The organism is Carnobacteriaceae bacterium zg-84 (assembly GCA_013874835.1).
In the GTDB taxonomy this organism is placed as follows: Bacteria; Bacillota; Bacilli; order Lactobacillales; family Aerococcaceae; genus WM01.
In genome coordinates, this window is sequence record CP059430.1 from 458,433 (window position 1) to 485,308 (window position 26,876).

Genomic DNA, 26,876 nt, shown 5'->3' on the forward strand with positions numbered 1-26,876 from the left:
GGTTTCCCAGACGTTAAGAAAAAGGAAGCAATCCAAACGATGCGACTTCTACACCAAACACAGTAGATACAGATGGAGATGGTTTCCCAGACGTTGAAGAAAAAGAAAAAGGAAGCAATCCAAACGATGCGACTTCTACACCAAACACAGTAGATACAGATGGAGATGGTTTCCCAGACGTTGAAGAAAAAGAAAAAGGAAGCAATCCAAACGATGCGACTTCTACACCAAACACAGTAGATACAGATGGAGATGGTTTCCCAGACGTTGAAGAAAAAGAAAAAGGAAGCAATCCAAACGATGCGACTTCTACACCAAACACAGTAGATACAGATGGAGATGGTTTCCCAGACGTTGAAGAAAAAGAAAAAGGAAGCAATCCAAACGATGCGACTTCTACACCAAACACAGTAGATACAGATGGAGATGGTTTCCCAGACGTTGAAGAAAAAGAAAAAGGAAGCAATCCAAACGATGCGACTTCTACACCAAACACAGTAGATACAGATGGAGATGGTTTCCCAGACGTTGAAGAAAAAGAAAAAGGAAGCAATCCAAACGATGCGACTTCTACACCAAACACAGTAGATACAGATGGAGATGGTTTCCCAGACGTTGAAGAAAAAGAAAAAGGAAGCAATCCAAACGATGCGACTTCTACACCAAACACAGTAGATACAGATGGAGATGGTTTCCCAGACGTTGAAGAAAAAGAAAAAGGAAGCAATCCAAACGATGCGACTTCTACACCAAACAGCAAGCCACATAAAGGACATCATGAAATAGGCGTAGGATTGGTGACACCAGATAAACCAGTTCTAAATCTTGATGAAGATTCTGATCATGATGGTTTCACAAACCGTGAGGAGTTAGAGAATGGTACAGATCCGTTTGATAAAGATAGTCATCCAAAACGTTATAAACAAAGTGGTAATATAGGTGTTGGTTCAAAAGATAAATCGGAAAATGTTAATGTTCCAAATGAACTGGAAGATACAGTATCTAAATCTGAAAACCAATTACCACACACAGGAGAAGCGACAAATCATCTGGGATTATTTGTTGGATTTATAACACTTGGATTATCTGGTTTATTAAGTAAATATAAAAAAGATGAAGAATAGCATGGATAGTATGAAAGAGCCTGGAACAAGTATACTTTATCATAGTAGAGTATTTACTTGTAAAAGATGTGGTAAAGAAATTAAAACCATTGAAGGAACGTTAGATAGACGCACAGTATTTTGTAGTTCGGTATGTCGCAGACGTTATTGGAGACATTCCCAGAGGGTTAAAACACAACAGTAATTAGATATTGTCATGTGGTCTAGGCACATGAGGAGAGAAGATTGCGATCTTCTCTCTTTTTAAAATAATCGTTTTGTTTAAATTAGGATGAAGACAACCATAATATAGACATCTGTTTATTGAATACTGTATAAAGTAAATTGTGATGGAGTACCTAAGCAGAAAACAGGAGAGAAGATTAAGTATGAAAAATAGAAAGAAACAATATAATTGGTATACTTTGAAACAGCAATTTTCTATTCGAAAATTGTGTATAGGAACGGTTAGTTTTGCTATAGGAATAATGTTCTGTTTTGGAATAAGTGAGGCAAAAGCTAAGGAAATTCAATATACTTCCAAACAGCAGATGAACAGTGTGGTAAATGAATCGTCTGTATCCGTCTTAGACAAAATAAAAGAAGATATGTCTACTCTTACGGATAAGGATGATTCAGAAAGTACGGTAGAAAAATCAACAGTAGGGGAAAAGAGTATATCTAGTGATGAAACAGAAGATATTAATAAATTAGACAAAATAAGTAAAGAAACTACTTTGATTGTCTTGAAAGCAAAGGCAGATGAAAAGGAAGAATTTTCTATTTCTGGGGAGAAAGATAAAATTCAATTAGTTGAAGAAAAAATAGACAATTCAAAAAATATCTCGGTAACGAGTGACCGTACAGTTAATACAGGATTTAGAAGTTCTAATATTCTTGATGCAAAAAAAGAAGCATTGACAAATGAATATGCTTTAAATATTTCTCGAGGAGTTATTACGTTGGAGGGGGAAATTGTTGATCGTACTTTATATCAACAACCACCATTAGATCCAGATATGGACGATGATAAAGATGGTTTAATCAATAAAGAAGAAATTTATATCTATACTCTGAACGATAAGAAGTACTATGGATACAATAGTCACCCAAAATTAGCAGATACAGACGGTGATGGTTGGCTAGATGGAGATGAAGTAAATAATAAGCACACGAATCCACGAAAATGGGAGACGATCTCTCCTAGAGAAACAGTGTTATTTATGGAATTGGTGTATCGAGATGATGATTATATCAAAAAAGTATTAGATCCAACTCTTTACTCAGTAGACCGTTATAAGGATCGATTAGAATATGATATCATGCATAAGGAACTTGCACCATTTTGGTATGTGAAAGAAACGTATCATGAGTCAAATGGATTTGATGCAGTGCTTTTTGAAACGAGATTTGATGCAAAAAAATACGGTTCTGTTCCAGATTCGTATATTGATAATTCGCATATTCAGGTACTTGCAATTAGAGGAACAGCAGGTTTTAAAGATGTCCAAAATGATGCGAGTATTCTGTTTAAAACAAATCCTAGTCAAGCAGATTCTGTTGTTAAACTGTTAGAAAGATTAAACCGTGAGAAAAAAGTGAATAATCTTTATATTACTGGTCATTCTTTAGGAGGTTATCTAACACAACGTGCTATGATTGAAGCATACGATAGAAAATATTCATGGATTAGAAAAGGATATACCTTTAATGCGCCGAAAATTGCAGGAAATCTATTTAATCGATATTTAAATCAGTTAGCAGAAAAAGGAGATAAGCTGGCAAAAGACGGAGTGGTCACGCATTATAAGGTGTCTAATGACGGCGTTATTTCTTTAGTTGGCAATTTTAAACATGCTATTAATGTTGGTAAAACCCAAGAAGGACATGGGTCAAGAAGTTATTTTGAAGAGCGAATTTCTAAAGAATTTAGTGGTTTTGTGAATGGGAATAAAGGTAGTTTGTCGGGAACGGGGTATCAAGATGAGTGGTTATATCATTTGAAATTCACCACAAAAGATGATGATTCAGTACGGTATCGTCCAATGGTGAAAGATGAAAGGATTGTGTTACCAGTAAATGCTTTAATGCCATTTAGTTTGCCAAATTCAGAGAATATGTTGAAGAATAGGGATGAGTTACCTAAGTCCGAGACATATTTATATTGGGATTTACAACATTTGCCAGATACGAGGACAGTAGGTAAGAAAATAGTAACATTGATTGTGGAATATCCAGACCGTTCAAAAGCATTCATTGAGGTAGCTGTGATGATTGTGGATTCTACGAATCCAACAGATGTAAGTCATCCAAACGATGCGACTTCTACACCAAACACAGTAGATACAGATGGAGATGGTTTCCCAGACGTTGAAGAAAAAGAAAAAGGAAGCAATCCAAACGATGCGACTTCTACACCAAACACAGTAGATACAGATGGAGATGGTTTCCCAGACGTTGAAGAAAAAGAAAAAGGAAGCAATCCAAACGATGCGACTTCTACACCAAACACAGTAGATACAGATGGAGATGGTTTCCCAGACGTTGAAGAAAAAGAAAAGGAAGCAATCCAAACGATGCGACTTCTACACCAAACACAGTAGATACAGATGGAGATGGTTTCCCAGACGTTGAAGAAAAAGAAAAAGGAAGCAATCCAAACGATGCGACTTCTACACCAAACACAGTAGATACAGATGGAGATGGTTTCCCAGACGTTGAAGAAAAAGAAAAAGGAAGCAATCCAAACGATGCGACTTCTACACCAAACACAGTAGATACAGATGGAGATGGTTTCCCAGACGTTGAAGAAAAAGAAAAAGGAAGCAATCCAAACGATGCGACTTCTACACCAAACACAGTAGATACAGATGGAGATGGTTTCCCAGACGTTGAAGAAAAAGAAAAAGGAAGCAATCCAAACGATGCGACTTCTACACCAAACACAGTAGATACAGATGGAGATGGTTTCCCAGACGTTGAAAAAGAAAAAGGAAGCAATCCAAACGATGCGACTTCTACACCAAACACAGTAGATACAGATGGAGATGGTTTCCCAGACGTTGAAGAAAAAGAAAAAGGAAGCAATCCAAACGATGCGACTTCTACACCAAACACAGTAGATACAGATGGAGATGGTTTCCCAGACGTTGAAGAAAAAGAAAAAGGAAGCAATCCTGTAAATCCGAATGCAATAGAGAGGAATGAAGGTACTTCATTGGAGATAAAAGAGAATGTTGAAAATGAACATGATCAAATTCAGCCAGAAACACAAAGAGACTCAATTGGAGAAAATAAACTAAGTGATAATGAAGGTCATGAAGATTTAATAAATAATGTGACATACATAGATGAAAATGTTTCTGAAATAGATAAAAATGATACGTTAAGTAAAGAGATTAAAATGGAAGAAACAAATATATTAGAGTTAAATGAGTGTACAAAAGATTTCGAAAAACTAGATATAACTTCTATTTTAGATATAAATAGTATAAGGTCAGAAAATATTAGTTTAGGGAATAGTGAGGTAGATACAAATTTAGACATTAAATCAGTCAATACAAAGAGAGAGTATTTGTCATATATCGGCAATGGATTGTTTAATAATAAAGTTTTAAAAAATGATAAGTACTTACCGCATACGGGGACTATATTTTCGTCTATTTCAATCATGGGTGTTGTATTATTTGTTATGGGTATAACAATTAGTATATATTCTAAAAAAACAGAAGATTAAAAATAGAATAGTAGTCGAAAATATTATGTTAGGTAAGACGCACATAGTGACTGTATCGTTATTTATGAAAAATGAAAACAAAGTATTTAGCTACCACTAGATTAGAAGTATATTTTTTATGGCTGTATAATTTTTAGGGTTGATGGCATAAGCCACCAACCCTAATTTCATGTAGACAAAAAGGCAATTTTCTCTTAAATTAAAGCCTTTTTATAACACTATTTTGCTTTTGCACTTTATTTTACAACTCGGCAAAAGAAAAAATTAAAGAAGTTGTACAAAATACTAGGACTTTTGGAATTACCAATATTCATGAAAAACAGCAAATAATTAATTATCTATTCTATAAAAACGTATCCAAAAATCCTTATTTCTTAAGAATTATTAAAATCGCAATTATGCTTTCCTAAGTATACCTCACTTGTTCCAAAAATCCTAATTTTTTGAACGGATTTAAAATTAAAATGTGCTAAATGTTAAAAAAAGGAGAAAAATAAATGTTTTATAAGCAAAAAGATCGATTTTCTATTCGGAAATTTAAGGTAGGTGTAGGATCTGTATTTTTAGGTTCTTTTTTGATAATGCCACCGCAAGTATTGGCGAATACACTTGATACTGTTAAATCTGCCCTTGTAACAGAAGTAGTATCAGAGACGAGCGCTGGCTCATTTAAAAAAGAAGTCGTAGAGATGTCTTCAGATGTAAAATTATATGACAGTCAAACTTCAGAAATAAAACCAGTAGTTTCTGAAAAAGTAGAAAAAGAAAAAACAATAACCTTAGAAGACTTTAAAAGAATGACACCAAAAGAAATCAAGGCATGTACTATTGAAGACTTTGAACAATTAAACCTTACAGATGAAATAGTAGCAAGTCTATCACTTGAACAACAAAAATCCTTGAGTTTGTCTAAAAACTTTCAAGACTACAACAGAAAGAACCTATCACTTATTGAAAGAACAAACTTTCGTAATGGAGGACCTATATCTGGATTAATAGGAGGCTATGGATGGAATAGTAAAGAAGGAAATGATGGTAATATAGCGATTAATGCTGCTAAGTTTGAAGTTCTTTCGTTTAATCCTAGTAGCCATACAATTAATGTAAGAGTAGTATTTAATTCACATCATGATAGATGGAAAGAACCATTCTATTACGTGTCAATTCCGAAAGAAGTTACCCGTATTACAAGTATTAATTTCGGTACTGAAAGTAATTTTACTGGATGGGTAGATGGAAATATAATTGGAGATTGGGTAAGAGGAGCAAGAGTTGGTGATGAAAAAGGAGGCACTAGAACTTATACACCTAGAATTGGTAATTCTATAGGTGGTCGAATAGATAGCTTTGATGAGCGTTGGCGAGATGTAATTGGATGGCATGTAAATGATGGAAATCTAAAAGGTGATGTAAAAGATATGTACGATTCTATCAGAGCTAGAACAGGAGCAATTTTTTCATTTGAAGTAGCAGAAGGTAATAAGGAGTACTATCTTTACTATACAGCTACAGTGGACAATAGCGTAAGAAGTATAGACGATCTTGCTTTTGTAGCTGGGATGAAGTCTAAGCAACCAGTATCAAACAATTATGCTCGTGCATGGTTTAAACCTGTTGTAAGAACAACAAATCCACAACCAGATTCATCAAATTCAGCACCAACAGAAAGAACCACTACGGGAACTCCAAAAGATGTAATCATGTGGAAAGATACACCAACAGACAAAGATATTGTAATCACAACACCAACAGGTAATGTCCCTAAAATTTATATAGCTGAAAATGATATTGGTACTAAAAATCATGAACAAGCATTTTACAGTGGAAATACTCGCCTTATTGAAGAGTTGAATAGCGCTAAAGAGTTTGTTTTAAAAGAAGGAAGTGTTTTAACTTCAAGTTCAAAAAATACATTTGATAATTACACTAAAGTTATTAAAATAACTAATGGGAGAATTGAAAGTGGTACAGGACTAGATGTTAGTAAACCATTTAGACTAAGAACTGTTTATGCACCAGAGAATATAACTTTAAATATTGGTAAAGAATCTACTAACAAAGTTGAATTTGAGGAAATGATTTTGGGATATATTAAAGCTCCTACTGATAAATTCGATAAAACAAATGATATTAGCTTTACAGTAGAAGAAATACGAAATTCTCAAGGTGAGTCAGTTGAAACTATTAGTAAAATAAAAGGAAAAGGCAATACTATTAGAATTTTAGCTACAATAAATAATGAGAGTGATGATTTTAACTCTGGTGTATCTAAAACTATAACTGTAACTTTAAATCTATTAGATAAGGAAGCAGCAGTAAGTGCTTTAGCACAACAACAAGAAAAAGCAAATAGAACAATTGATGATAATAACAATCTATCACAAGAAGAAAAAACAAAAGCAAAAGGAAAAATAACAAAAGCAATAGAAGTAGCATCAAGAGTGATTGGAAATGCAACAGATGATAATGCAATAAACAATGCAAAAAATAGTGGACTAGAAGCTATTGAATTAGAAAAAACAAGAGCAGAAGCTATAGGTGCAATAAATACAGCCAAAGACGCAAGAGACACACAACTTGATGCCAACAATGACCTAACACCGGCAGAAAGACAAGCAGCAAAACAAAAAGCACAAGAAGCAGCTGACGCAGCAAAAGGCGAAATCGATAAAGCAACAAACACAGCAGCCATCGAAAGTGCAAAAGAAGCAGGGGAAACAGCCATTTCCTCTTCACCAGTCGTATCAGCCAAAGCAGACGCTAAAAAAGCCATCGATGAGGCAAAAGCCGAGAAAGCAAGAGACATCGACAACTCTAGTCTAAAAGACAAAGAAGCAGCTAAAGCTGAACTAGAAAAAGCAGCAGAAGCAGCGAAGGCAGCCATCGATCAAGCAGACGAAGCAGGACTTGAAAAAGCCAAAGCAGACGGCGTAGCGTCACTAGACTTACCGAAAGCCAAAGCAGAAGCCAAAGAAGCCATCGATACAGCCAAAGACGCAAGAGACACACAACTTGATGCCAACAATGACCTAACACCGGCAGAAAGACAAGCAGCAAAACAAAAAGCACAAGAAGCAGCTGACGCAGCAAAAGGCGAAATCGATAAAGCAACAAACACAGCAGCCATCGAAAGTGCAAAAGAAGCAGGGGAAACAGCCATTTCCTCTTCACCAGTCGTATCAGCCAAAGCAGACGCTAAAAAAGCCATCGATGAGGCAAAAGCCGAGAAAGCAAGAGACATCGACAACTCTAGTCTAAAAGACAAAGAAGCAGCTAAAGCTGAACTAGAAAAAGCAGCAGAAGCAGCGAAGGCAGCCATCGATCAAGCAGACGAAGCAGGACTTGAAAAAGCCAAAGCAGACGGCGTAGCGTCACTAGACTTACCGAAAGCCAAAGCAGAAGCCAAAGAAGCCATCGATACAGCCAAAGACGCAAGAGACACACAACTTGATGCCAACAATGACCTAACACCGGCAGAAAGACAAGCAGCAAAACAAAAAGCACAAGAAGCAGCTGACGCAGCAAAAGGCGAAATCGATAAAGCAACAAACACAGCAGCCATCGAAAGTGCAAAAGAAGCAGGGGAAACAGCCATTTCCTCTTCACCAGTCGTATCAGCCAAAGCAGACGCTAAAAAGCCATCGATGAGGCAAAAGCCGAGAAAGCAAGAGACATCGACAACTCTAGTCTAAAAGACAAAGAAGCAGCTAAAGCTGAACTAGAAAAAGCAGCAGAAGCAGCGAAGGCAGCCATCGATCAAGCAGACGAAGCAGGACTTGAAAAAGCCAAAGCAGACGGCGTAGCGTCACTAGACTTACCGAAAGCCAAAGCAGAAGCCAAAGAAGCCATCGATACAGCCAAAGACGCAAGAGACACACAACTTGATGCCAACAATGACCTAACACCGGCAGAAAGACAAGCAGCAAAACAAAAAGCACAAGAAGCAGCTGACGCAGCAAAAGGCGAAATCGATAAAGCAACAAACACAGCAGCCATCGAAAGTGCAAAAGAAGCAGGGGAAACAGCCATTTCCTCTTCACCAGTCGTATCAGCCAAAGCAGACGCTAAAAAAGCCATCGATGAGGCAAAAGCCGAGAAAGCAAGAGACATCGACAACTCTAGTCTAAAAGACAAAGAAGCAGCTAAAGCTGAACTAGAAAAAGCAGCAGAAGCAGCGAAGGCAGCCATCGATCAAGCAGACGAAGCAGGACTTGAAAAAGCCAAAGCAGACGGCGTAGCGTCACTAGACTTACCGAAAGCCAAAGCAGAAGCCAAAGAAGCCATCGATACAGCCAAAGACGCAAGAGACACACAACTTGATGCCAACAATGACCTAACACCGGCAGAAAGACAAGCAGCAAAACAAAAAGCACAAGAAGCAGCTGACGCAGCAAAAGGCGAAATCGATAAAGCAACAAACACAGCAGCCATCGAAAGTGCAAAAGAAGCAGGGGAAACAGCCATTTCCTCTTCACCAGTCGTATCAGCCAAAGCAGACGCTAAAAAAGCCATCGATGAGGCAAAAGCCGAGAAAGCAAGAGACATCGACAACTCTAGTCTAAAAGACAAAGAAGCAGCTAAAGCTGAACTAGAAAAAGCAGCAGAAGCAGCGAAGGCAGCCATCGATCAAGCAGACGAAGCAGGACTTGAAAAAGCCAAAGCAGACGGCGTAGCGTCACTAGACTTACCGAAAGCCAAAGCAGAAGCCAAAGAAGCCATCGATACAGCCAAAGACGCAAGAGACACACAACTTGATGCCAACAATGACCTAACACCGGCAGAAAGACAAGCAGCAAAACAAAAAGCACAAGAAGCAGCTGACGCAGCAAAAGCGAAATCGATAAAGCAACAAACACAGCAGCCATCGAAAGTGCAAAAGAAGCAGGGGAAACAGCCATTTCCTCTTCACCAGTCGTATCAGCCAAAGCAGACGCTAAAAAAGCCATCGATGAGGCAAAAGCCGAGAAAGCAAGAGACATCGACAACTCTAGTCTAAAAGACAAAGAAGCAGCTAAAGCTGAACTAGAAAAAGCAGCAGAAGCAGCGAAGGCAGCCATCGATCAAGCAGACGAAGCAGGACTTGAAAAAGCCAAAGCAGACGGCGTAGCGTCACTAGACTTACCGAAAGCCAAAGCAGAAGCCAAAGAAGCCATCGATACAGCCAAAGACGCAAGAGACACACAACTTGATGCCAACAATGACCTAACACCGGCAGAAAGACAAGCAGCAAAACAAAAAGCACAAGAAGCAGCTGACGCAGCAAAAGGCGAAATCGATAAAGCAACAAACACAGCAGCCATCGAAAGTGCAAAAGAAGCAGGGGAAACAGCCATTTCCTCTTCACCAGTCGTATCAGCCAAAGCAGACGCTAAAAAAGCCATCGATGAGGCAAAAGCCGAGAAAGCAAGAGACATCGACAACTCTAGTCTAAAAGACAAAGAAGCAGCTAAAGCTGAACTAGAAAAAGCAGCAGAAGCAGCGAAGGCAGCCATCGATCAAGCAGACGAAGCAGGACTTGAAAAAGCCAAAGCAGACGGCGTAGCGTCACTAGACTTACCGAAAGCCAAAGCAGAAGCCAAAGAAGCCATCGATACAGCCAAAGACGCAAGAGACACACAACTTGATGCCAACAATGACCTAACACCGGCAGAAAGACAAGCAGCAAAACAAAAAGCACAAGAAGCAGCTGACGCAGCAAAAGGCGAAATCGATAAAGCAACAAACACAGCAGCCATCGAAAGTGCAAAAGAAGCAGGGGAAACAGCCATTTCCTCTTCACCAGTCGTATCAGCCAAAGCAGACGCTAAAAAAGCCATCGATGAGGCAAAAGCCGAGAAAGCAAGAGACATCGACAACTCTAGTCTAAAAGACAAAGAAGCAGCTAAAGCTGAACTAGAAAAAGCAGCAGAAGCAGCGAAGGCAGCCATCGATCAAGCAGACGAAGCAGGACTTGAAAAAGCCAAAGCAGACGGCGTAGCGTCACTAGACTTACCGAAAGCCAAAGCAGAAGCCAAAGAAGCCATCGATACAGCCAAAGACGCAAGAGACACACAACTTGATGCCAACAATGACCTAACACCGGCAGAAAGACAAGCAGCAAAACAAAAAGCACAAGAAGCAGCTGACGCAGCAAAAGGCGAAATCGATAAAGCAACAAACACAGCAGCCATCGAAAGTGCAAAAGAAGCAGGGGAAACAGCCATTTCCTCTTCACCAGTCGTATCAGCCAAAGCAGACGCTAAAAAAGCCATCGATGAGGCAAAAGCCGAGAAAGCAAGAGACATCGACAACTCTAGTCTAAAAGACAAAGAAGCAGCTAAAGCTGAACTAGAAAAAGCAGCAGAAGCGAAGGCAGCCATCGATCAAGCAGACGAAGCAGGACTTGAAAAAGCCAAAGCAGACGGCGTAGCGTCACTAGACTTACCGAAAGCCAAAGCAGAAGCCAAAGAAGCCATCGATACAGCCAAAGACGCAAGAGACACACAACTTGATGCCAACAATGACCTAACACCGGCAGAAAGACAAGCAGCAAAACAAAAAGCACAAGAAGCAGCTGACGCAGCAAAAGGCGAAATCGATAAAGCAACAAACACAGCAGCCATCGAAAGTGCAAAAGAAGCAGGGGAAACAGCCATTTCCTCTTCACCAGTCGTATCAGCCAAAGCAGACGCTAAAAAAGCCATCGATGAGGCAAAAGCCGAGAAAGCAAGAGACATCGACAACTCTAGTCTAAAAGACAAAGAAGCAGCTAAAGCTGAACTAGAAAAAGCAGCAGAAGCAGCGAAGGCAGCCATCGATCAAGCAGACGAAGCAGGACTTGAAAAAGCCAAAGCAGACGGCGTAGCGTCACTAGACTTACCGAAAGCCAAAGCAGAAGCCAAAGAAGCCATCGATACAGCCAAAGACGCAAGAGACACACAACTTGATGCCAACAATGACCTAACACCGGCAGAAAGACAAGCAGCAAAACAAAAAGCACAAGAAGCAGCTGACGCAGCAAAAGGCGAAATCGATAAAGCAACAAACACAGCAGCCATCGAAAGTGCAAAAGAAGCAGGGGAAACAGCCATTTCCTCTTCACCAGTCGTATCAGCCAAAGCAGACGCTAAAAAAGCCATCGATGAGGCAAAAGCCGAGAAAGCAAGAGACATCGACAACTCTAGTCTAAAAGACAAAGAAGCAGCTAAAGCTGAACTAGAAAAAGCAGCAGAAGCAGCGAAGGCAGCCATCGATCAAGCAGACGAAGCAGGACTTGAAAAAGCCAAAGCAGACGGCGTAGCGTCACTAGACTTACCGAAAGCCAAAGCAGAAGCCAAAGAAGCCATCGATACAGCCAAAGACGCAAGAGACACACAACTTGATGCCAACAATGACCTAACACCGGCAGAAAGACAAGCAGCAAAACAAAAAGCACAAGAAGCAGCTGACGCAGCAAAAGGCGAAATCGATAAAGCAACAAACACAGCAGCCATCGAAAGTGCAAAAGAAGCAGGGGTATCAAAAGTTTCTGTCATATTACCAGCTTATAAAATAAGAGTATCTGACACAGCTAACATTGACCAAACAACAAAAGATAAACTAAAAGAAGAGCTACTACGTTTAAATCCAGGTGTAACGATTATTTTTGGTGACAACAGAGTAACAGTTAATAACTTAGAAATACCATATACAGAGTTAATAGCAAAAGGTAACTACGAAGTTAATGTAGATACTCCTAATTACGATAGACCAAGATTTGAATTAGGCGTAATCTTACCTGATAACAATAAAGTTGGTAAAGATAAACTTAACTTCAATAAATCAATCTCTAATATAGATGTAGATAGTAACAAAGAAGGTACAACTTCATCTAATAAAGATGAATATCAAAACAAAAAACTACCAAAAACAGGAGCAATAGAGCAAAATACAATATTCTATGGAGCTACTGTACTGGGATTAGGTTTAATGATTGCATCATTAAGAAGACGAATTGAAGAAGAAAAGGAATAAATCGAATATAAAATATCAAGTTGATATTGCCATATAAAGTTAATGTAACTAGGAAGTAAAAAACGAGATATTTCATTTCTACTTCTATTAATATCAGTTGTTTTTGGTGAATAAAAAAAGAAGTAATCTTTAGCTAATTATTTTTTGAAACCTATCAGTATATTTATTTAAATAAATTATGTACTTTGTTTATCATAATATCTTAAAATAAAGGAGATAATAATATGAACTCTAAGTTGAAAAGTCATCGAGAATTTTTTTGCAAGAAGTGCGGAAGAAAAGTTGAGACTTTAGAAGGTGTTTTAGATAGGCGTACAGTATTTTGTAGTCATCTTTGTAGGAGACGCTATTGGCGTCATTCTGATAGACGAAGTTCTCAAGACATCAAATGATTTATTATAGAGAGCCGAATTTAGGCAGCCCTTAAGGGTTGCCTTTTTGGCTCTATGTCAAATAGGGTTGATGACTCATAAAAGGTAGTGATGTAACGAATGTTACGTCACTATCTTTTTATTTTGGCTCTTCGTCAAATTGTGTTGGTGGAGAGAAATAGTGAGTATGTTGGTAGTGAATGGCATTAACCATTCACTACCTTTTTCACATTCTTTTTCTGCCACTGAGAATGGTGTTGTATGATTAAAATACGCAATCTAAAATAAGAAAAACGTCTGTAGCCATAGGCAATGCGTTTGATGACTTTAATATGATTGTTGATAGTTTCTGTGATACCGTTTGAATAAGGTGTGGTAAAAGCTTGATAAATACCATTCTGATAGGTTTTAAAAATATCAAATTTCTTTCTAAACCACTCTGGTAATGACGGGTCAATATGATGAATAACCTTCATAAATAAATCAAAATCTCGCTGTCTATAAGCATATCTCAACTCTTGTAGAAACACAAATTACAATAGTAAGTTAGCCACCTCAGGCAAATCATAAGGACATACATAGTTAAATAATTTACGTGGATAACGATTCATCCATTGTTCAACAGCCGTTACTTCGTTAGGAGTAACGGTTGTTGTGCCTTTTGGGAACCATCGTCTAATCAATCGATTTGCATTTTCGTTGCTACCTCGTTCATAAGAAGAGAATGGATGTGCATAATAAATAGGACAAGTGATGGCTTCGTCTAATCTTAAAAATTCAGAACCATTATCAGCTGTTAAAGAGCGGATTAAATAGTCTTGTTGAATAGACGTCAAAGCGATATTCACACTTTGAGCCGTTTTATCAGGAATCAGACGAATAATTTCATAGCGTGTTTTTCTGTCTGTTAATGTCAATAATTGTTGTCCACGTTTCTTGTTTAAAATCACTAAATCTATTTCAAAATGCCCAATTTCTTTTCTCTCGTTAATCTCTTGTGGTCGCTGTTCGATAGAGAGTGCATTAGTCTTTCTTGGTGGTCGTTTTTCATTGGATTTTAGCGGTTTATGTTTTCTAGGATAAAGTAAATGTTTACGCGAAATACCTGTAATCCATCCTTTGTATACCCATGTGTAAATCGTTGTACAAGAGGGCATATCAGGTAGTTGACTAATCATTTCAGGGGAATATTTATCCATGATTTTTTCTCTGATGAGGGCTTCTTTTTCTACCGTCCACGTATCTGTTCTACCTACGGCTAAACGTAAACGGCGATAATCGTTTTGTGCCTTTTGAGCAGAGTATTCTTTAGTGCCACCATGAAAAGATAAATCGATAAGTCCACGTTTGATTTCATTATTGATGGTTTGGTGATTTTTTCCCAATAATCGACCGATTTCTCTATTGCTTTTACCTTCTTTTTTCCATTTTTCGATGAAGTAACGTTCTTTTTCTGTTATATGTTTGCCTTTTGTGTTATAGTATTCTTGCATCTCTTGGTATCCTTTTTTTGTAGTTACTAAAAGTATATCCTATGAGATGCTTTTTTTGTACTACTGGCTAACTTAATTATATAATTTACTACTCTTGTAGAAACTCATATGCTTGTTTTAAAACAGGACTATAGTCTAATAATCTATCAAGGATTTGTGCGTGTGTCAGATATGTTTTAAAGGATTGGTGATAATGATAGTCTGTATCATTTACATCAAAGGCATCTTTTAATAATAATTTCCAGTATTTCTTTAAGTGTTTATAAGCCTTTTCTTCTTTTTTAAAGGTGTTCATTTCTTTTATACGTAGTGTATTTAAATTTCGATGTATATGTTGTATGATATGAAATCTATCTGTGACAATAACGGCATTAGGAAAAACCTTCTGAATAAGTTTGCCATAATTGGCATTCATATCCATAACAAGATAGCGAACGCTATGTCTTGCTTTTTTAGAAAATTGTTTAAAATAAGTGATTAAATGGTCTAATTGGCGACTAGGTAACACATCAATAATACGGTGTGTCAATCCGTCTACACAGATGAAACTCATCTTCCCTAAATGAGATGTCACAGACTTAAATTCGTCGATACATAGTACCTTAGGTAGATAATGAAAAGACGGTTTAACTTGTTTTGTATATTTATCTAAGACACGTTGTACGGTCACATCAGATACAAAGTGGTCTTGGCAGATATGTTTTCTTGAAATATTTTTCGTTAAATCAAGTGCGATAAGTTGTTTTAATTTTTTAGAAATACAACAATGTTTATCGACTAAAGAACACGAAGAAGAACAGGTTTTTAGACACGTTTTACAGCGATAACGGGTTCTTTTAAGAAGTAAAACAGTTTTGATTTGTCTAAACTTTGGTAATAATGTTTTCGTTTGATATGTCCCATGTTTGATGAGTGTTTTAGCATGACAATGTGGGCAGGTGTGGCAAGGCTTTGTCCAAGTGCCTTTAATAAAGTGGTGTGGAATACCATTTATTATTTTTTCTTCTAACCAATGTTCATCAGCTATGAAAGATTTATCTGTTAATGTCAATAATTTTTTTGTATAATAATCCATGAGAAATACCTCCTTGTTTAATTGTGGTGATTTAATCATACAGGTATTTCTCTTTTTTTGTCCACTTTTATATACAAAATCGTGTTGGTGGATTATTCTCACCAACACGATTTATTATAGAGCCTTTATTTTAAGTCACAAAGTGATGTACGACTCACCGAAATGTACACGATACATGTCTCTTCCCCTACGTTGTGCGGGGAAGGAGCTATTCGTACGTCACTTTTGACTTAAACTATTAAGCAACTAGTGAAGTAGATGGTACGGTATACGGTACATATAACTTACACATGAATAAAATACGATTTCTAAAATGTGAAAAGTTACGATACCCATGATTTTGTTTAGAGTCTGCAAAGCTACGCTCAATCGTTTCTTTCCGTCGTTTATATAGTGCTTTCCCAAACGTAGATAATCGACGTTCACGACATCTATCGTATACATCAGCATCTATCGCTCGACGTAGTATCCGTTTATTACTGTTATCGCTTATACGATACTGTTTATATCCTTGTCTATCAATGTTTCTGTAGATATAAATTTCTCCCGTACGTGTATCCATAAAACAATCTCTAGATGAATCATATCGAAAAAACTTATGGTCAGGATGACGATGAAAACGTCTATACCCAATCACAGAAAATATCTTTTTCTCTTCTAAAAATTTTAAAATGTCTTTTTTATAATATTCGCTATCTAACGCGACACAATTCACATTAAAATGAAATGTTTCTATTATATGTGTTAATCGCGACACATACGGTACACTATCATGCACGTTCCCCGGTGTAATAAAGCAGTCTACAATAAAATTGTGTTTACCATCTACACTACGATGGTCTAAGTACATAAATCCTTTTTCTTTATTATCCCGATGGTAATAGCCACTTTCTTTATCAGTCGTACTTTCTTTAATAGTTTTAGAGATGGTTTTATCGGTGTAATGAAACGGCTTTTTTCCAATAGCTTCTCGTTCGGCGTTGATTTCGTTTTCTAAATCTCGTTTACGTTCTTGAACCACTTCAATAACAGCGTTTCTAAATTTATTTTTATTGGCGTTTGCTTTAATGTGTGTGGAATCTGTGAATAATGCTGTGCCGCTAATTAAATGATGTGAGATAGCTTGGTGTACAATAGTGTTGAATATATCTTCAAACACAGACGTCCCTTGAAAACGGCGAATATAATTTTGAGAGAAAGTAGAATAATGTGGGGTAGGTTTAGAGAAAGGGAGGTTTAAAAACCATCTAAACGCTACATCCGTTTCGACACGTTTAATGGTTTCTCGCATGGATTTTATGCCATTCACTACCAACATACTCACTATTTCTCTCCACCAACACGATTTGACGAAGAGCCAAAATTAAATGACTTGATTATAACCTATAGAGAAGTATTGGTTTTCTTATTTTTAAATAATGTTAGGTAATAATAGAGTTGTGACAAAAAAATAAGAAAAAAGAAATCCATTAGGGAAAATAGTATAACCACTAACCAAAACACTAGAGAAAAGCTTTCTATGAAAATAAGACTAGCAGAAGAAATGAGATTTCATCAAAAAGTTGTAAAATTCACAATAAAACATAAAAATAATGAAGAAACAGTTAGAAAATACAAAATAAGTAGATAACAAGTACAAAGATGGGTGAAAAATAGGATGGGGCATTCGAATCGTTAGTGAACAATTCAAAATTGCTATATATTCTCCCTAATCAACATATAGAAAAAAATAGAATTACTTAGCGAATATATCAATATCATAAATATGAAGGATTAGGATAAGTGTACAGAAAATATTTAGATGAGATATAAGCGAAGTTATTATGTAATATGCAAAAAAGTAAAGAAGATAAATAATTACTAAAAAACAAAGAATACAAGCTATCTCAAAAACAAATACAAATCATTAAAAGCAACATATCTAGGATAATTTGTATAAATAGATGTCAAGTATGCCCCACTTTAAGGTATAGGATTCAAGAGTAACTATGAGAGATATTATCAAATAACAGAAATGGATTTATATTGCTGAAAAAGAAATGTATAAATCGTTTCAAAGATGTGCATAATACTACAAATAATGTATATCCTTGTAAAGGAACGCTTTGCTTTTCTCTTTGACTGAATATGTATTGTTTGTAAATGAGAAATATGCCCTTTGAAAAATGTTATTAGATTGCTTTCTTGTCACAAATTTGTGATAATTATAAAACAAAAAACACAAATTACAATAGTAAGTTAGCCACCTCAGGCAAATCATAAGGACATACATAGTTAAATAATTTACGTGGATAACGATTTATCCATTGTTCAACAGCCGTTACTTCGTTAGGAGTAACGGTTGTTGTGCCTTTTGGGAACCATCGTCTAATCAATCGATTTGCATTTTCGTTACTACCTCGTTCATAAGAAGAGAATGGATGTGCATCATAAATAGGACAAGTGATGGCTTCGTCTAATCTTAAAAATTCAGAACCATTATCAGCTGTTAAAGAGCGGATTAAATAGTCTTGTTGAATAGACGTCAAAGCGGTATTCACACTTTGAGCCGTTTTATCAGGAATCAGACGAATGATTTCATAGCGTGTTTTTCTGTCTGTTAATGTCAATAATTGTTGTCCACGTTTCTTGTTTAAAATCACTAAATCTATTTCAAAATGTCCGATTTCTTTTCTCTCGTTAATCTCTTGTGGTCGCTGTTCGATAGAGAGGGCATTAGCCTTTCTTGGTGGTCGTTTTTCAGTTGATGTTATCGGTTTAGTTTTTCTAGGATAAAGTAAATGTTTACGCGAAATACCTGTAATCCATCCTTTGTATACCCATGTGTAAATCGTTGTACAAGAGGGCATACAGGTAGTTGACTAATTATTTCAGGGGAATATTTATCCATGATTTTTTCTCTGATGAGAGCTTCTTTTTCTACCGTCCACGTATCTGTTCTACCTACGGCTAAACGTAAACGACGATAATCGTTTTGTGCCTTTTGTGTTATAGTATTCTTGCATCTCTTGGTATCCTTTTTTTGTTGTTACTAAAAGTATATCCTATGAGATGCTTTTTTTGTACTACTGGCTAACTTAATTATATAATTTACTATAAAACAAAAAAATTAGCACATTGTTGACAAGAGTGCTAAAAGATGTTAAACTATTTTTAGCACTTGAGATTAAAGAGTGCCAGAACAAAGACGTTATGGTAAAGAGGTGAGAATATGCTAACCGAACGTCAATTAAAAATATTGCAGTTAATTATTCGATTGTATGCTGAACAACAAGAACCTGTCGGTTCTAAAACATTATTAAAAGAAGCTGATTTACCGTTTAGTTCTGCAACGATTCGAAATGAAATGATGAAATTGGAAGAATTGGGTTTTTTAGAAAAAACACATTCTTCATCGGGACGTATTCCATCAGTTTTAGGGTATCGTTTTTATGTTGATAATATGTTACCGGCTGTTCAAACAGCCAATATTCAACCACAAGAGTTAACAGATATTCGACAAACATTAAGACATCGGTATCATGAAATTAGTGAAATTGTGGATATATCAGCAAAAATGTTATCTAATTTAACCAATTATACAACTATTGTTTTAGGTCCTGAAACAAGACAAAGTAAGTTGACTGGTTTTAGATTGGTGCCATTAAGTGATACACAAGTAATGGCTATTTTGGTAACGGATAAAGGAATGGTTGAAAATCGTATTTTTAATATTCCGGCAAGCATTATACACGATGACTTAGAAAAAATTGTCCGTATTTTAAATGATGAATTGGTGGGTTTATATTTATCCGAAGTTTATGATAAATTACAATACGATATTCCACAACTCATTCGACAAAATATTTCAGAGCAGTTTGATATTTTACCAATTTTACAAGAATTGATGACTAAAATGGAAACAGATCGCATGTTTATTGCTGGAAAAACCAATTTATTTGATTACATAGATTATGAAAATAGTCGGACAAATTTAAAAAACTTATACAATATGATTGAAAATTCGAGTGATTTGTATCAGTTAATGTCACCGACACATCAAGGTGTGGATATTAAATTTGGTTCAGAGTTAAATCATGAAGCGTTTAAAGATTTAAGTTTTGTGACGACAACTTATGAAACGAACAATGGGAAAGGTGTTATTGCTTTGATTGGGCCGACAAATATGTCGTATGCACGTGTTGTTGGTTTGATGAATGCGTTAAGCGAAGAGTTATCGGGTAGCATCAACCAGTATTTTGATGATTTAGATATATAATATAAGGAAAAGAGGGATAACGTGTCAGAAGAAACACATCAACCTGAAGTAGAAGAAACTGTGGAGCAACCAACGGAATTATCGCAAGAAGTGACGGAAGAGGTTGTGGAAAAGACCGAACAAGAATTGGAAATCGAACGATTACAGCAAGAAAACGATGCGCTGGCAGATAAAGTGTTGCGTGCTCAAGCAGAATTACAAAATGTTCAAAAAAGACAAGCAAAAGAACGTCAAGATTTATTGAAATATCGTTCACAAAAATTAGCAGAAGAATTGTTACCAGTTTTGGATAACTTAGAAAGAGCATTGGCTATTGAAGTGGCTGATGAACAAGGGCAAGCGTTGAAAAAAGGTATTGAAATGGCATATTCAAGTTTTGTGGCTGCATTGCAAGCTGAAAATATTGAAATGGTAGATGCTTTAAATCAAAAATTTGATCCGATGTATCACCAATCTGTGCAAGTCGTTCCTGCTCAAGAAGGTCAAGAAGCAGATACGGTCGTACAAGTGTTTCAACAAGGTTATAAAATGCATGATAGAGTTATTCGTCCTGCAATGGTTGTCGTTTCACAATAGAAACATCACTTTTTGATAAAAGTAATTTAAACAGAAAAGAAAGATAAGAGGTAAAAAATATGACAAAAATTATTGGTATTGACTTAGGAACAACAAACTCAGCAGTAGCTGTATTAGAAGGAAATGAAGCAAAAATTATTCCGAATCCAGAAGGAAACCGTACAACACCTTCTGTTGTCGCATTTAAAAATGGTGAAATTCAAGTTGGTGAAGTAGCAAAACGCCAAGCTGTGACAAATCCAGATACAGTCATTTCTATTAAGAGCAGAATGGGTGAAGCAGGTTACAAAGTAAAAGTAGAAGATAAAGAATATACACCACAAGAAATTTCAGCAATGATTTTACAATACTTAAAAGGATATGCTGAAGATTATTTAGGTGAAAAAGTACAAAAAGCAGTTATTACAGTACCAGCTTACTTCAATGATGCACAACGTCAAGCAACAAAAGATGCAGGTAAAATTGCAGGTTTAGAAGTAGAACGTATTGTGAACGAACCAACAGCAGCAGCATTGGCTTATGGTTTAGATAAAACAGATAAAGATGAAAAAGTACTTGTATTTGACTTAGGTGGCGGTACATTTGACGTTTCTATATTAGAATTAGGGGACGGTGTTTTTGATGTATTAGCAACAGCCGGAGACAATAAATTAGGTGGAGATGACTTCGACCAAAAAATTATTGATTTCTTAGTAGCTGAATTCAAAAAAGACAATGGTATTGATTTGTCACAAGATAAAATGGCTTTACAACGTTTGAAAGATGCTGCTGAAAAAGCGAAAAAAGATTTATCAGGTGTGACATCAACACAAATTAGCTTACCGTTTATTACAGCAGGTGCAGCAGGACCATTACACTTAGAAACAACATTAACACGTGCAAAATTTGATGAATTAACACATGAATTAGTAGAGCGTACAAAAGTTCCAGTACGTCAAGCATTAAAAGACGCTGGTTTATCACAATCAGATATTGATGAAGTTATTTTAGTTGGTGGATCAACACGTATTCCAGCGGTTGTAGAAGCTGTTCGTAAAGAAACAGGTAAAGAACCTAATAAATCTGTAAACCCAGATGAAGTTGTTGCGATGGGTGCTGCTATTCAAGGTGGTGTTATTACAGGAGATGTTAAAGACGTTGTTTTATTAGACGTAACACCTTTATCATTAGGTATTGAAACAATGGGTGGTGTGTTTACAAAACTTATTGATCGTAATACAACAATTCCAACAAGTAAATCACAAGTATTCTCAACAGCAGCAGATAATCAACCAGCAGTAGATATTCACGTGTTACAAGGTGAACGTCCAATGGCTGTGGATAACAAAACATTAGGTCGTTTCCAATTAGCAGATATTCCAGCAGCACCTCGTGGTGTGCCACAAATTGAAGTAACATTTGATATTGACAAAAATGGTATCGTAAGCGTACGTGCAAAAGATCTAGGTACTCAAAAAGAGCAAACAATTACAATCAAATCTTCTTCAGGTTTAACAGACGAAGAAATCGAACGCATGGTAAAAGATGCTGAAGCAAATGCAGAAGCAGATAAAAAACGTAAAGAAGAAGTTGATTTAAGAAACGAAGCTGATCAATTATTATTCAGTGTAGACAAAACATTGAAAGAGTTAGAAGGCAAAGTAGATGCTGAAGAAGTGAAAAAAGCAGAAGTAGCTCGTGATGAATTAAAAGCAGCTGTTGAAGCAAATAACTTAGAGGACATGAAAGTAAAACGTGATGCATTAAATGAAGTTGTTCAAAATTTAACAGTAAAATTATATGAACAAGCGGCAGCAGCACAACAAGCAGCTCAAGCAGATGCAGGTTCTTCTACAAATTCAGATGACAATGTTGTTGATGGCGACTTTGAAGAAGTAAAATAAGAAGTGGAGATGATAAGCAGCTATCCTGAATAGGATAGCTGTATATCCGTATAAATTGCTATAGCCGTTAAAACGTAGTGAGTTACGGATGCAGTATGAAACGGACGATTGCTACTAAAAAGATGTTGTATAAAAAGGACGTGTCATGAAAAAGGTAATGAATGATGATACGTAAAGCGATCGGAGTACTAGTGATCAAAAGCAAGAGAATCTTGCAAGTTTGGAGGAGAAAATGTCAAAGAGAGACTACTACGAAGTTCTTGGTGTGTCAAAAACAGCATCAGATGATGAGATAAAAAAAGCCTATCGTAAATTATCAAAAAAATATCACCCTGACATTAATAAAGAAACAGGTGCAGAAGAAAAATTTAAAGAAATTTCAGAAGCATATGAAATGTTGAGTGATCCGCAAAAACGTGCTGCGTATGATCAATACGGGCATGCAGCCAATGACCCTAATTTTGGTGCTGGTGGTTTTGGCGGTGGTTTTGGTGGTTTCTCTGGTGGCTTTGGTGCCGGTGGTTTTGAAGATATATTTGATACATTCTTTGGTGGCGGTATGGGTGGTTCTCGTGGTAGAACAAGAAATATGGCACGACAAGGGTCGGATTTACAATATCGTATCAATTTGAGCTTTGAAGATGCCATTTTTGGTAAAAAAGAAACGATTAAATATCGTCGTGAGGAAGAATGTCATACATGTCATGGTAGCGGAGCTAAAGAAGGAACAGATCCGGTTACATGTCATAAATGTCATGGTAGTGGTGTTATCAATGTTGAACAAAATTCTATTTTTGGACGTGTAATGACACAAGCTGCGTGTGATGTATGTGGTGGAACAGGAAAAGAAATCAAAGAGAAATGTTCAACATGTCATGGTTCAGGTCGTTCTAATGAAGAGCATACAGTGAATGTGACGATTCCAGCAGGTGTGGAAGATGGGCAACAAATGCGATTGTCTGGACAAGGAGAAGCCGGATATAATGGGGGACCTTATGGTGATTTATACATCATCTTTTCAGTAGCTAAAAGTGACCGATTTGATCGTGACGGTTCAGAAATCTATTTTGAACAACCAATTAGTTTTGTTCAAGCTACTTTAGGTGATGAAGTAGAAGTACCAACTGTTCATGGAAATGTTAAATTAAAAATTCCTGCTGGGACACAAAGTGGCACAACTTTTAGATTAAAAGGAAAAGGAGCTCCAAAACTAAGAAGCTCTATTATGGGCGATCAACATGTGAAAGTACGTGTATTAACACCACGTGATTTAAATGATAAACAAAAAGACTTATTACGTCAGTTTGCACAAGCAGGTGGAGCTGATTTACCAGATGAGGAAGGTAATTTCTTTGATAAGTTATTCCATGGTGGGAAAGATAAGAAGAAAAAATAAATAAGTAGTTTAGTAGTGAATGGCATAGCTGTTCACTGCTTTTTTGTTCTATGTCAAATGGTGTTGGCAGAATTTTAATCTACTAACACGACTTATTATAGAATCAAAAATATGATGAAAGAGTCATTTATCTACAAATAAGGTATATTTTATTGAATAGTATCCAAAGATTTTGACAAAGTATCTGTATTGAGCTAAAGTTAGTACATCAATTAGAAAAGAGGATATGCCCTATGCAAATGTATACAAAAAAATCAAAATTTTTAGAAATAAAAGATATAGATTTTTGAGTTATTGATTGTTCGATAATTCAAAAGTTGAGAAAGGGAAAGAATGAATTATCAAGAACTAAATTTTCAAGAGATAAAAGGATATGTAAAATCATTAGCTATATCTGATTATGCCAAAAAGGAAATTGATAAAAGAGAACCGTCGTCTTCTTTGGATATTGTAGAAAAAAGGTTATTAGAAACAGTCGAAGCGTGCTATTTATTAGATAGTGGTCTGTATATGCCATTTATGGGGCTTACCAATATTGAGCACTTAACACAAAAAATCAAAAAAGGATTATTATTGGAGCCAAATGAGTTGGTTGATTATGCCGATTTTTTGAGAAGTGCAAGATTAATTTCGTCTTTTTTGAATAAGCACGTTGATAGAGTGCCAACTTTATGTCGATATGCGAATGGATTAGGCTCTTTTTGTCATATTGAAGAGGTAATTTATGATAAAATTAGACATAATCAAGTTGATGATGACGCCAGTAGAGAGTTGCGTAAAACAAGGCGAGCATTATTGCTAAATGACGAAGAAATCAGACAGCGATTGAAAAAGTTTTTGAAAGACGCTCGCTATAAAGAAAAAATACAAGAATTTATTGTTGTTGAAAAGGATACTCACTATACCATTCCGATTAAGAGTAGTTTTAAAAATCAAGTGCCGGGTATTGTGATTGACGAATCGTATAAAGGTCTAACAACATTTATCGAACCGAATAGCGTGGTTGGTTTAACACAAGAAAGAGCATTATTAAAAGCAACGGAAATTGCTCAAGTGTATGAAATTTTAGCCGAGTTAACGGAGTTGATTGCACAAGATTTAGATAGTATTTATCAAACAATTGAAATTATTGTTGAGTTTGATGTCATTTTTGCACGAGCAAAATATTCAAAACAGATTGACGGTAAATCGGTTATGGTTAATAAAGAGGAATATATACGCTTTTGCCAAGTTAGACATCCTCTATTAAAACAAGCAGTTCCACTGTCTTTAGAAATTGGGCGCCAACATCGAGCGTTGATGATTACTGGTCCAAACGCGGGAGGAAAAACGGTTGTACTAAAAACAATCGGATTGATTACCGTCATGGTCATGTTTGGCTTACTTGTGCCATGTGAGGACGGTACTCAAATAGCCATTATGGACGATATTTATGTGAATATTGGCGATAATCAAAACTTAGAGAATGCATTAAGTACATTTTCTAGTCACGTGCGTGATTTAGCATTTTATTTGAAAGATGCGAAAAGGCATACATTAGTCTTGCTTGATGAAATTGGGAGTGGTACGGAACCTAATGACGGTGCAGCTTTAGGTATAGCTATTTTGTCGGAGTTTTATCAAAAAGGAAGTTTAATTGTGGCGACAACACATTACGGTGAACTAAAAGAGTTTGCTTTACAACATCCCGATTTTCAAACGGCAGCAATGCTCTTTGAAAAAGACACATTAAAACCAACCTATCAATTACAAATGGGACAGACTGGTAAAAGTCATGCGTTTTTTATTGCTAGCCAAATGGGTATAGCAGAGATTGTACTCCAAAAAGCAAGACAAGTGCTGACACATCATATATATCCATTAGAACAGGTTGTGTTTGAATCTTTAAAACAAAAACAGAAACGTATCCATGACATCACTTATGAAAAGGGAGATAAAGTATGGATACAAACACTTAAAAAAGAAGCGCTTATTTATGAGGTAGATATGTATCAACAATGTGCAACCGTTTATTTTGATAAACAGATGCATACAATACCATTAAAGAAAATAAAACTTGTTTTACCTGCAAAACAATTATATCCAGTTGGATACAATATGGCATTGCTGTTTACGGAGTATGCCATTTATAAACAGCAAAAAGATTTAAATAGAGGATCTAAAAAAGCGTGGAAAAAATATCGGAAAGAAAAAGAGAAAAGAGGTAATTAAGTGCAAGTACATACATTTGAGGGCATTGTTTTATCTATAAGAGATTATAAAGAGTCCGATGCAATGGTAAAAATCTTTACAAAAGAGTATGGCAAGCAAATGTTTTTTGTACGACACTTTAAATCGGGCAATCATGTGTTAAGAGGAGTGTTATTGCCTTTTACACAGGCTACTTTTTTAGGAACAATCAATCGAAATGGTTTGTCATTTTTACGAGAATATAAAGATATTGGATTATTTAAACGGGCACAAGAAGATTTATATGTACATGCTTATGCAACGTATATTGTGAATTTATGCGATGCGGTTATTGATGATAGAATTGTAAATGAAGATTTATATGACTTACTAAAACAGACATTGAGTGCGATTGAAAAAGGACTTGATGTTGAGGTTGTCACCTTAATATTTGAATTAAAATTATTACGATATTTTGGTATTAATCCAAATTTAAACAGATGTATGGTTTCTGATGAAGAACAAGGGCCTTTTGATTATTCTTTAAAATATGGGGGATTACTTGCTAAAAATCAATGGCATTTAGATACATATCGTTTGCAAGCAAATCCTAATGCAATTTATTTATTACAAAAGTGTCAACGTATCTCTATGGATAAACTCACGAGTATAGATATTAGTGATGCTATGAAAAAAGAATTAAGACGTATTATGGACGCATTATATGAAGAGTATGTCGATATTCATTTAAAAAGCAAAACATTTATTGAACAAATGAATCAGTGGTATATTTAGTTTAAAAGCTCAAATCGTGTTGAGGACAG

20 protein-coding genes and 4 pseudogenes are annotated in these 26,876 nt (G+C 36.1%); 15 read left to right on the forward strand and 9 right to left on the reverse strand.

The features are described 5' to 3' along the window. Positions 1–13 precede the first annotated feature (13 nt). Positions 14–760, reverse strand: coding sequence for a hypothetical protein (locus H1220_02305; protein QMI86209.1), 747 nt, complete (start codon positions 758–760; stop codon positions 14–16). Between the two features lie 37 nt (positions 761–797). Between H1220_02305 and H1220_02310 the strand changes: the two genes are divergently transcribed. Both H1220_02310 and H1220_02315 read left to right on the forward strand, forming a co-directional pair. Further along, positions 798–1,124, forward strand: a complete 327-nt coding sequence (locus H1220_02310; protein ID QMI86210.1) for an LPXTG cell wall anchor domain-containing protein — start codon at positions 798–800, stop codon at positions 1,122–1,124. Positions 1,125–1,492: 368 nt separating this feature from the next. After that, the gene (locus tag H1220_02315) at positions 1,493–3,706 is read left to right on the forward strand and encodes a YSIRK-type signal peptide-containing protein (protein ID QMI86211.1); all 2,214 of its coding nucleotides are present in this window, start codon (positions 1,493–1,495) and stop codon (positions 3,704–3,706) included. On the opposite strand, the gene H1220_02320 is transcribed toward H1220_02315, so the two are convergent. Next, the gene (locus tag H1220_02320; GenBank protein QMI86212.1) at positions 3,603–4,277 is read right to left on the reverse strand and encodes a hypothetical protein; all 675 of its coding nucleotides are present in this window, start codon (positions 4,275–4,277) and stop codon (positions 3,603–3,605) included. The two genes, H1220_02315 and H1220_02320, sit on opposite strands and share 104 nt — an antisense overlap. A gap of 43 nt (positions 4,278–4,320) precedes the next feature. On the opposite strand from H1220_02320, the gene H1220_02325 reads away from it, so the two are divergent. The 3 genes and pseudogenes from H1220_02325 to H1220_02335 all read left to right on the forward strand — a co-directional run bounded on the left by H1220_02325 (position 4,321) and on the right by H1220_02335 (position 8,872). Next, positions 4,321–4,839 carry a hypothetical protein gene (locus tag H1220_02325; GenBank protein ID QMI86213.1) on the forward strand — a complete coding sequence of 173 codons (519 nt, stop codon included), beginning with the start codon at positions 4,321–4,323 and terminating at the stop codon, positions 4,837–4,839. A gap of 497 nt (positions 4,840–5,336) precedes the next feature. Next, positions 5,337–8,531, forward strand: a complete 3,195-nt coding sequence (locus H1220_02330) for a DUF1542 domain-containing protein (protein QMI86214.1) — start codon at positions 5,337–5,339, stop codon at positions 8,529–8,531. After that, a pseudogene (locus H1220_02335) lies at positions 8,480–8,872 on the forward strand (DUF1542 domain-containing protein). The gene H1220_02330 and the pseudogene H1220_02335 overlap by 52 nt, the downstream one beginning before the upstream one ends. 158 nt (positions 8,873–9,030) lie before the next feature. On the opposite strand, the gene H1220_02340 reads toward H1220_02335, so the two are convergent. Together H1220_02340 and H1220_02345 are read right to left on the reverse strand one after the other, a co-directional pair. Then, positions 9,031–9,462 carry a hypothetical protein gene (locus H1220_02340; GenBank protein QMI86215.1) on the reverse strand — a complete coding sequence of 144 codons (432 nt, stop codon included), beginning with the start codon at positions 9,460–9,462 and terminating at the stop codon, positions 9,031–9,033. A 3-nt stretch (positions 9,463–9,465) separates the two neighbouring features. Next, positions 9,466–9,603 carry a hypothetical protein gene (locus H1220_02345; GenBank protein QMI86216.1) on the reverse strand — a complete coding sequence of 46 codons (138 nt, stop codon included), beginning with the start codon at positions 9,601–9,603 and terminating at the stop codon, positions 9,466–9,468. Between the two features lie 72 nt (positions 9,604–9,675). Between H1220_02345 and H1220_02350 the strand changes: the two are divergent. From H1220_02350 to H1220_02360, 3 pseudogenes are all read left to right on the forward strand, one after another. Next, a pseudogene (locus H1220_02350) lies at positions 9,676–10,176 on the forward strand (DUF1542 domain-containing protein). A 369-nt stretch (positions 10,177–10,545) separates the two neighbouring features. Beyond that, positions 10,546–11,046: pseudogene (locus H1220_02355) on the forward strand (DUF1542 domain-containing protein). A gap of 366 nt (positions 11,047–11,412) precedes the next feature. Continuing rightward, positions 11,413–11,913 (forward strand): annotated as a pseudogene (locus H1220_02360) (DUF1542 domain-containing protein). Positions 11,914–13,408: 1,495 nt separating this feature from the next. Here the strand turns inward: H1220_02360 and H1220_02365 are convergent. From H1220_02365 to H1220_02380, 4 genes are all read right to left on the reverse strand, one after another. Next, positions 13,409–13,732: a transposase gene (locus tag H1220_02365; GenBank protein ID QMI86217.1), complete on the reverse strand. Its 324-nt coding sequence runs from the start codon at positions 13,730–13,732 to the stop codon at positions 13,409–13,411. A gap of 3 nt (positions 13,733–13,735) precedes the next feature. Next, positions 13,736–14,695 (reverse strand): IS30 family transposase, encoded by a 960-nt coding sequence (locus H1220_02370; protein QMI86218.1) that lies wholly within the window; start codon positions 14,693–14,695, stop codon positions 13,736–13,738. Positions 14,696–14,783: 88 nt separating this feature from the next. Next, positions 14,784–15,878, reverse strand: coding sequence for an ISL3 family transposase (locus H1220_02375; GenBank protein ID QMI86219.1), 1,095 nt, complete (start codon positions 15,876–15,878; stop codon positions 14,784–14,786). Between the two features lie 130 nt (positions 15,879–16,008). Beyond that, positions 16,009–17,094 carry a transposase gene (locus H1220_02380; GenBank protein QMI86220.1) on the reverse strand — a complete coding sequence of 362 codons (1,086 nt, stop codon included), beginning with the start codon at positions 17,092–17,094 and terminating at the stop codon, positions 16,009–16,011. 195 nt (positions 17,095–17,289) lie between these two features. Here H1220_02380 and H1220_02385 point away from each other — a divergent pair, with 195 nt between their 5' ends. After that, positions 17,290–17,400 (forward strand): helix-turn-helix domain-containing protein, encoded by a 111-nt coding sequence (locus tag H1220_02385; protein QMI86221.1) that lies wholly within the window; start codon positions 17,290–17,292, stop codon positions 17,398–17,400. Between the two features lie 595 nt (positions 17,401–17,995). Here H1220_02385 and H1220_02390 read toward each other — a convergent pair. Further along, positions 17,996–18,619, reverse strand: coding sequence for an IS30 family transposase (locus H1220_02390; protein QMI86222.1), 624 nt, complete (start codon positions 18,617–18,619; stop codon positions 17,996–17,998). A gap of 362 nt (positions 18,620–18,981) precedes the next feature. Here H1220_02390 and hrcA point away from each other — a divergent pair, with 362 nt between their 5' ends. The 6 genes from hrcA (at position 18,982) to recO (ending at position 26,847) form a co-directional block, all read left to right on the forward strand. Further along, on the forward strand, positions 18,982–20,028 hold the full coding sequence (gene hrcA / locus H1220_02395) for a heat-inducible transcription repressor HrcA (protein QMI86223.1): 1,047 nt from the start codon (positions 18,982–18,984) through the stop codon (positions 20,026–20,028). Positions 20,029–20,049: 21 nt separating this feature from the next. Then, complete coding sequence (gene grpE, locus H1220_02400) at positions 20,050–20,604, forward strand: nucleotide exchange factor GrpE (protein QMI86224.1); 555 nt, start codon at positions 20,050–20,052, stop codon at positions 20,602–20,604. Between the two features lie 59 nt (positions 20,605–20,663). Next, a complete protein-coding gene (gene dnaK / locus H1220_02405) occupies positions 20,664–22,487 on the forward strand; it encodes a molecular chaperone DnaK (GenBank protein QMI86225.1) in 1,824 nt (607 codons plus the stop codon). Between the two features lie 232 nt (positions 22,488–22,719). Then, positions 22,720–23,883 carry a molecular chaperone DnaJ gene (gene dnaJ, locus H1220_02410; GenBank protein QMI86226.1) on the forward strand — a complete coding sequence of 388 codons (1,164 nt, stop codon included), beginning with the start codon at positions 22,720–22,722 and terminating at the stop codon, positions 23,881–23,883. A 333-nt stretch (positions 23,884–24,216) separates the two neighbouring features. After that, a complete protein-coding gene (locus H1220_02415; GenBank protein ID QMI86227.1) occupies positions 24,217–26,094 on the forward strand; it encodes an endonuclease MutS2 in 1,878 nt (625 codons plus the stop codon). Next, entirely contained in the window at positions 26,095–26,847 is a 753-nt protein-coding gene (gene recO, locus H1220_02420) for a DNA repair protein RecO (GenBank protein ID QMI86228.1), read from the forward strand. The last annotated feature ends 29 nt before the right edge of the window (positions 26,848–26,876 follow it).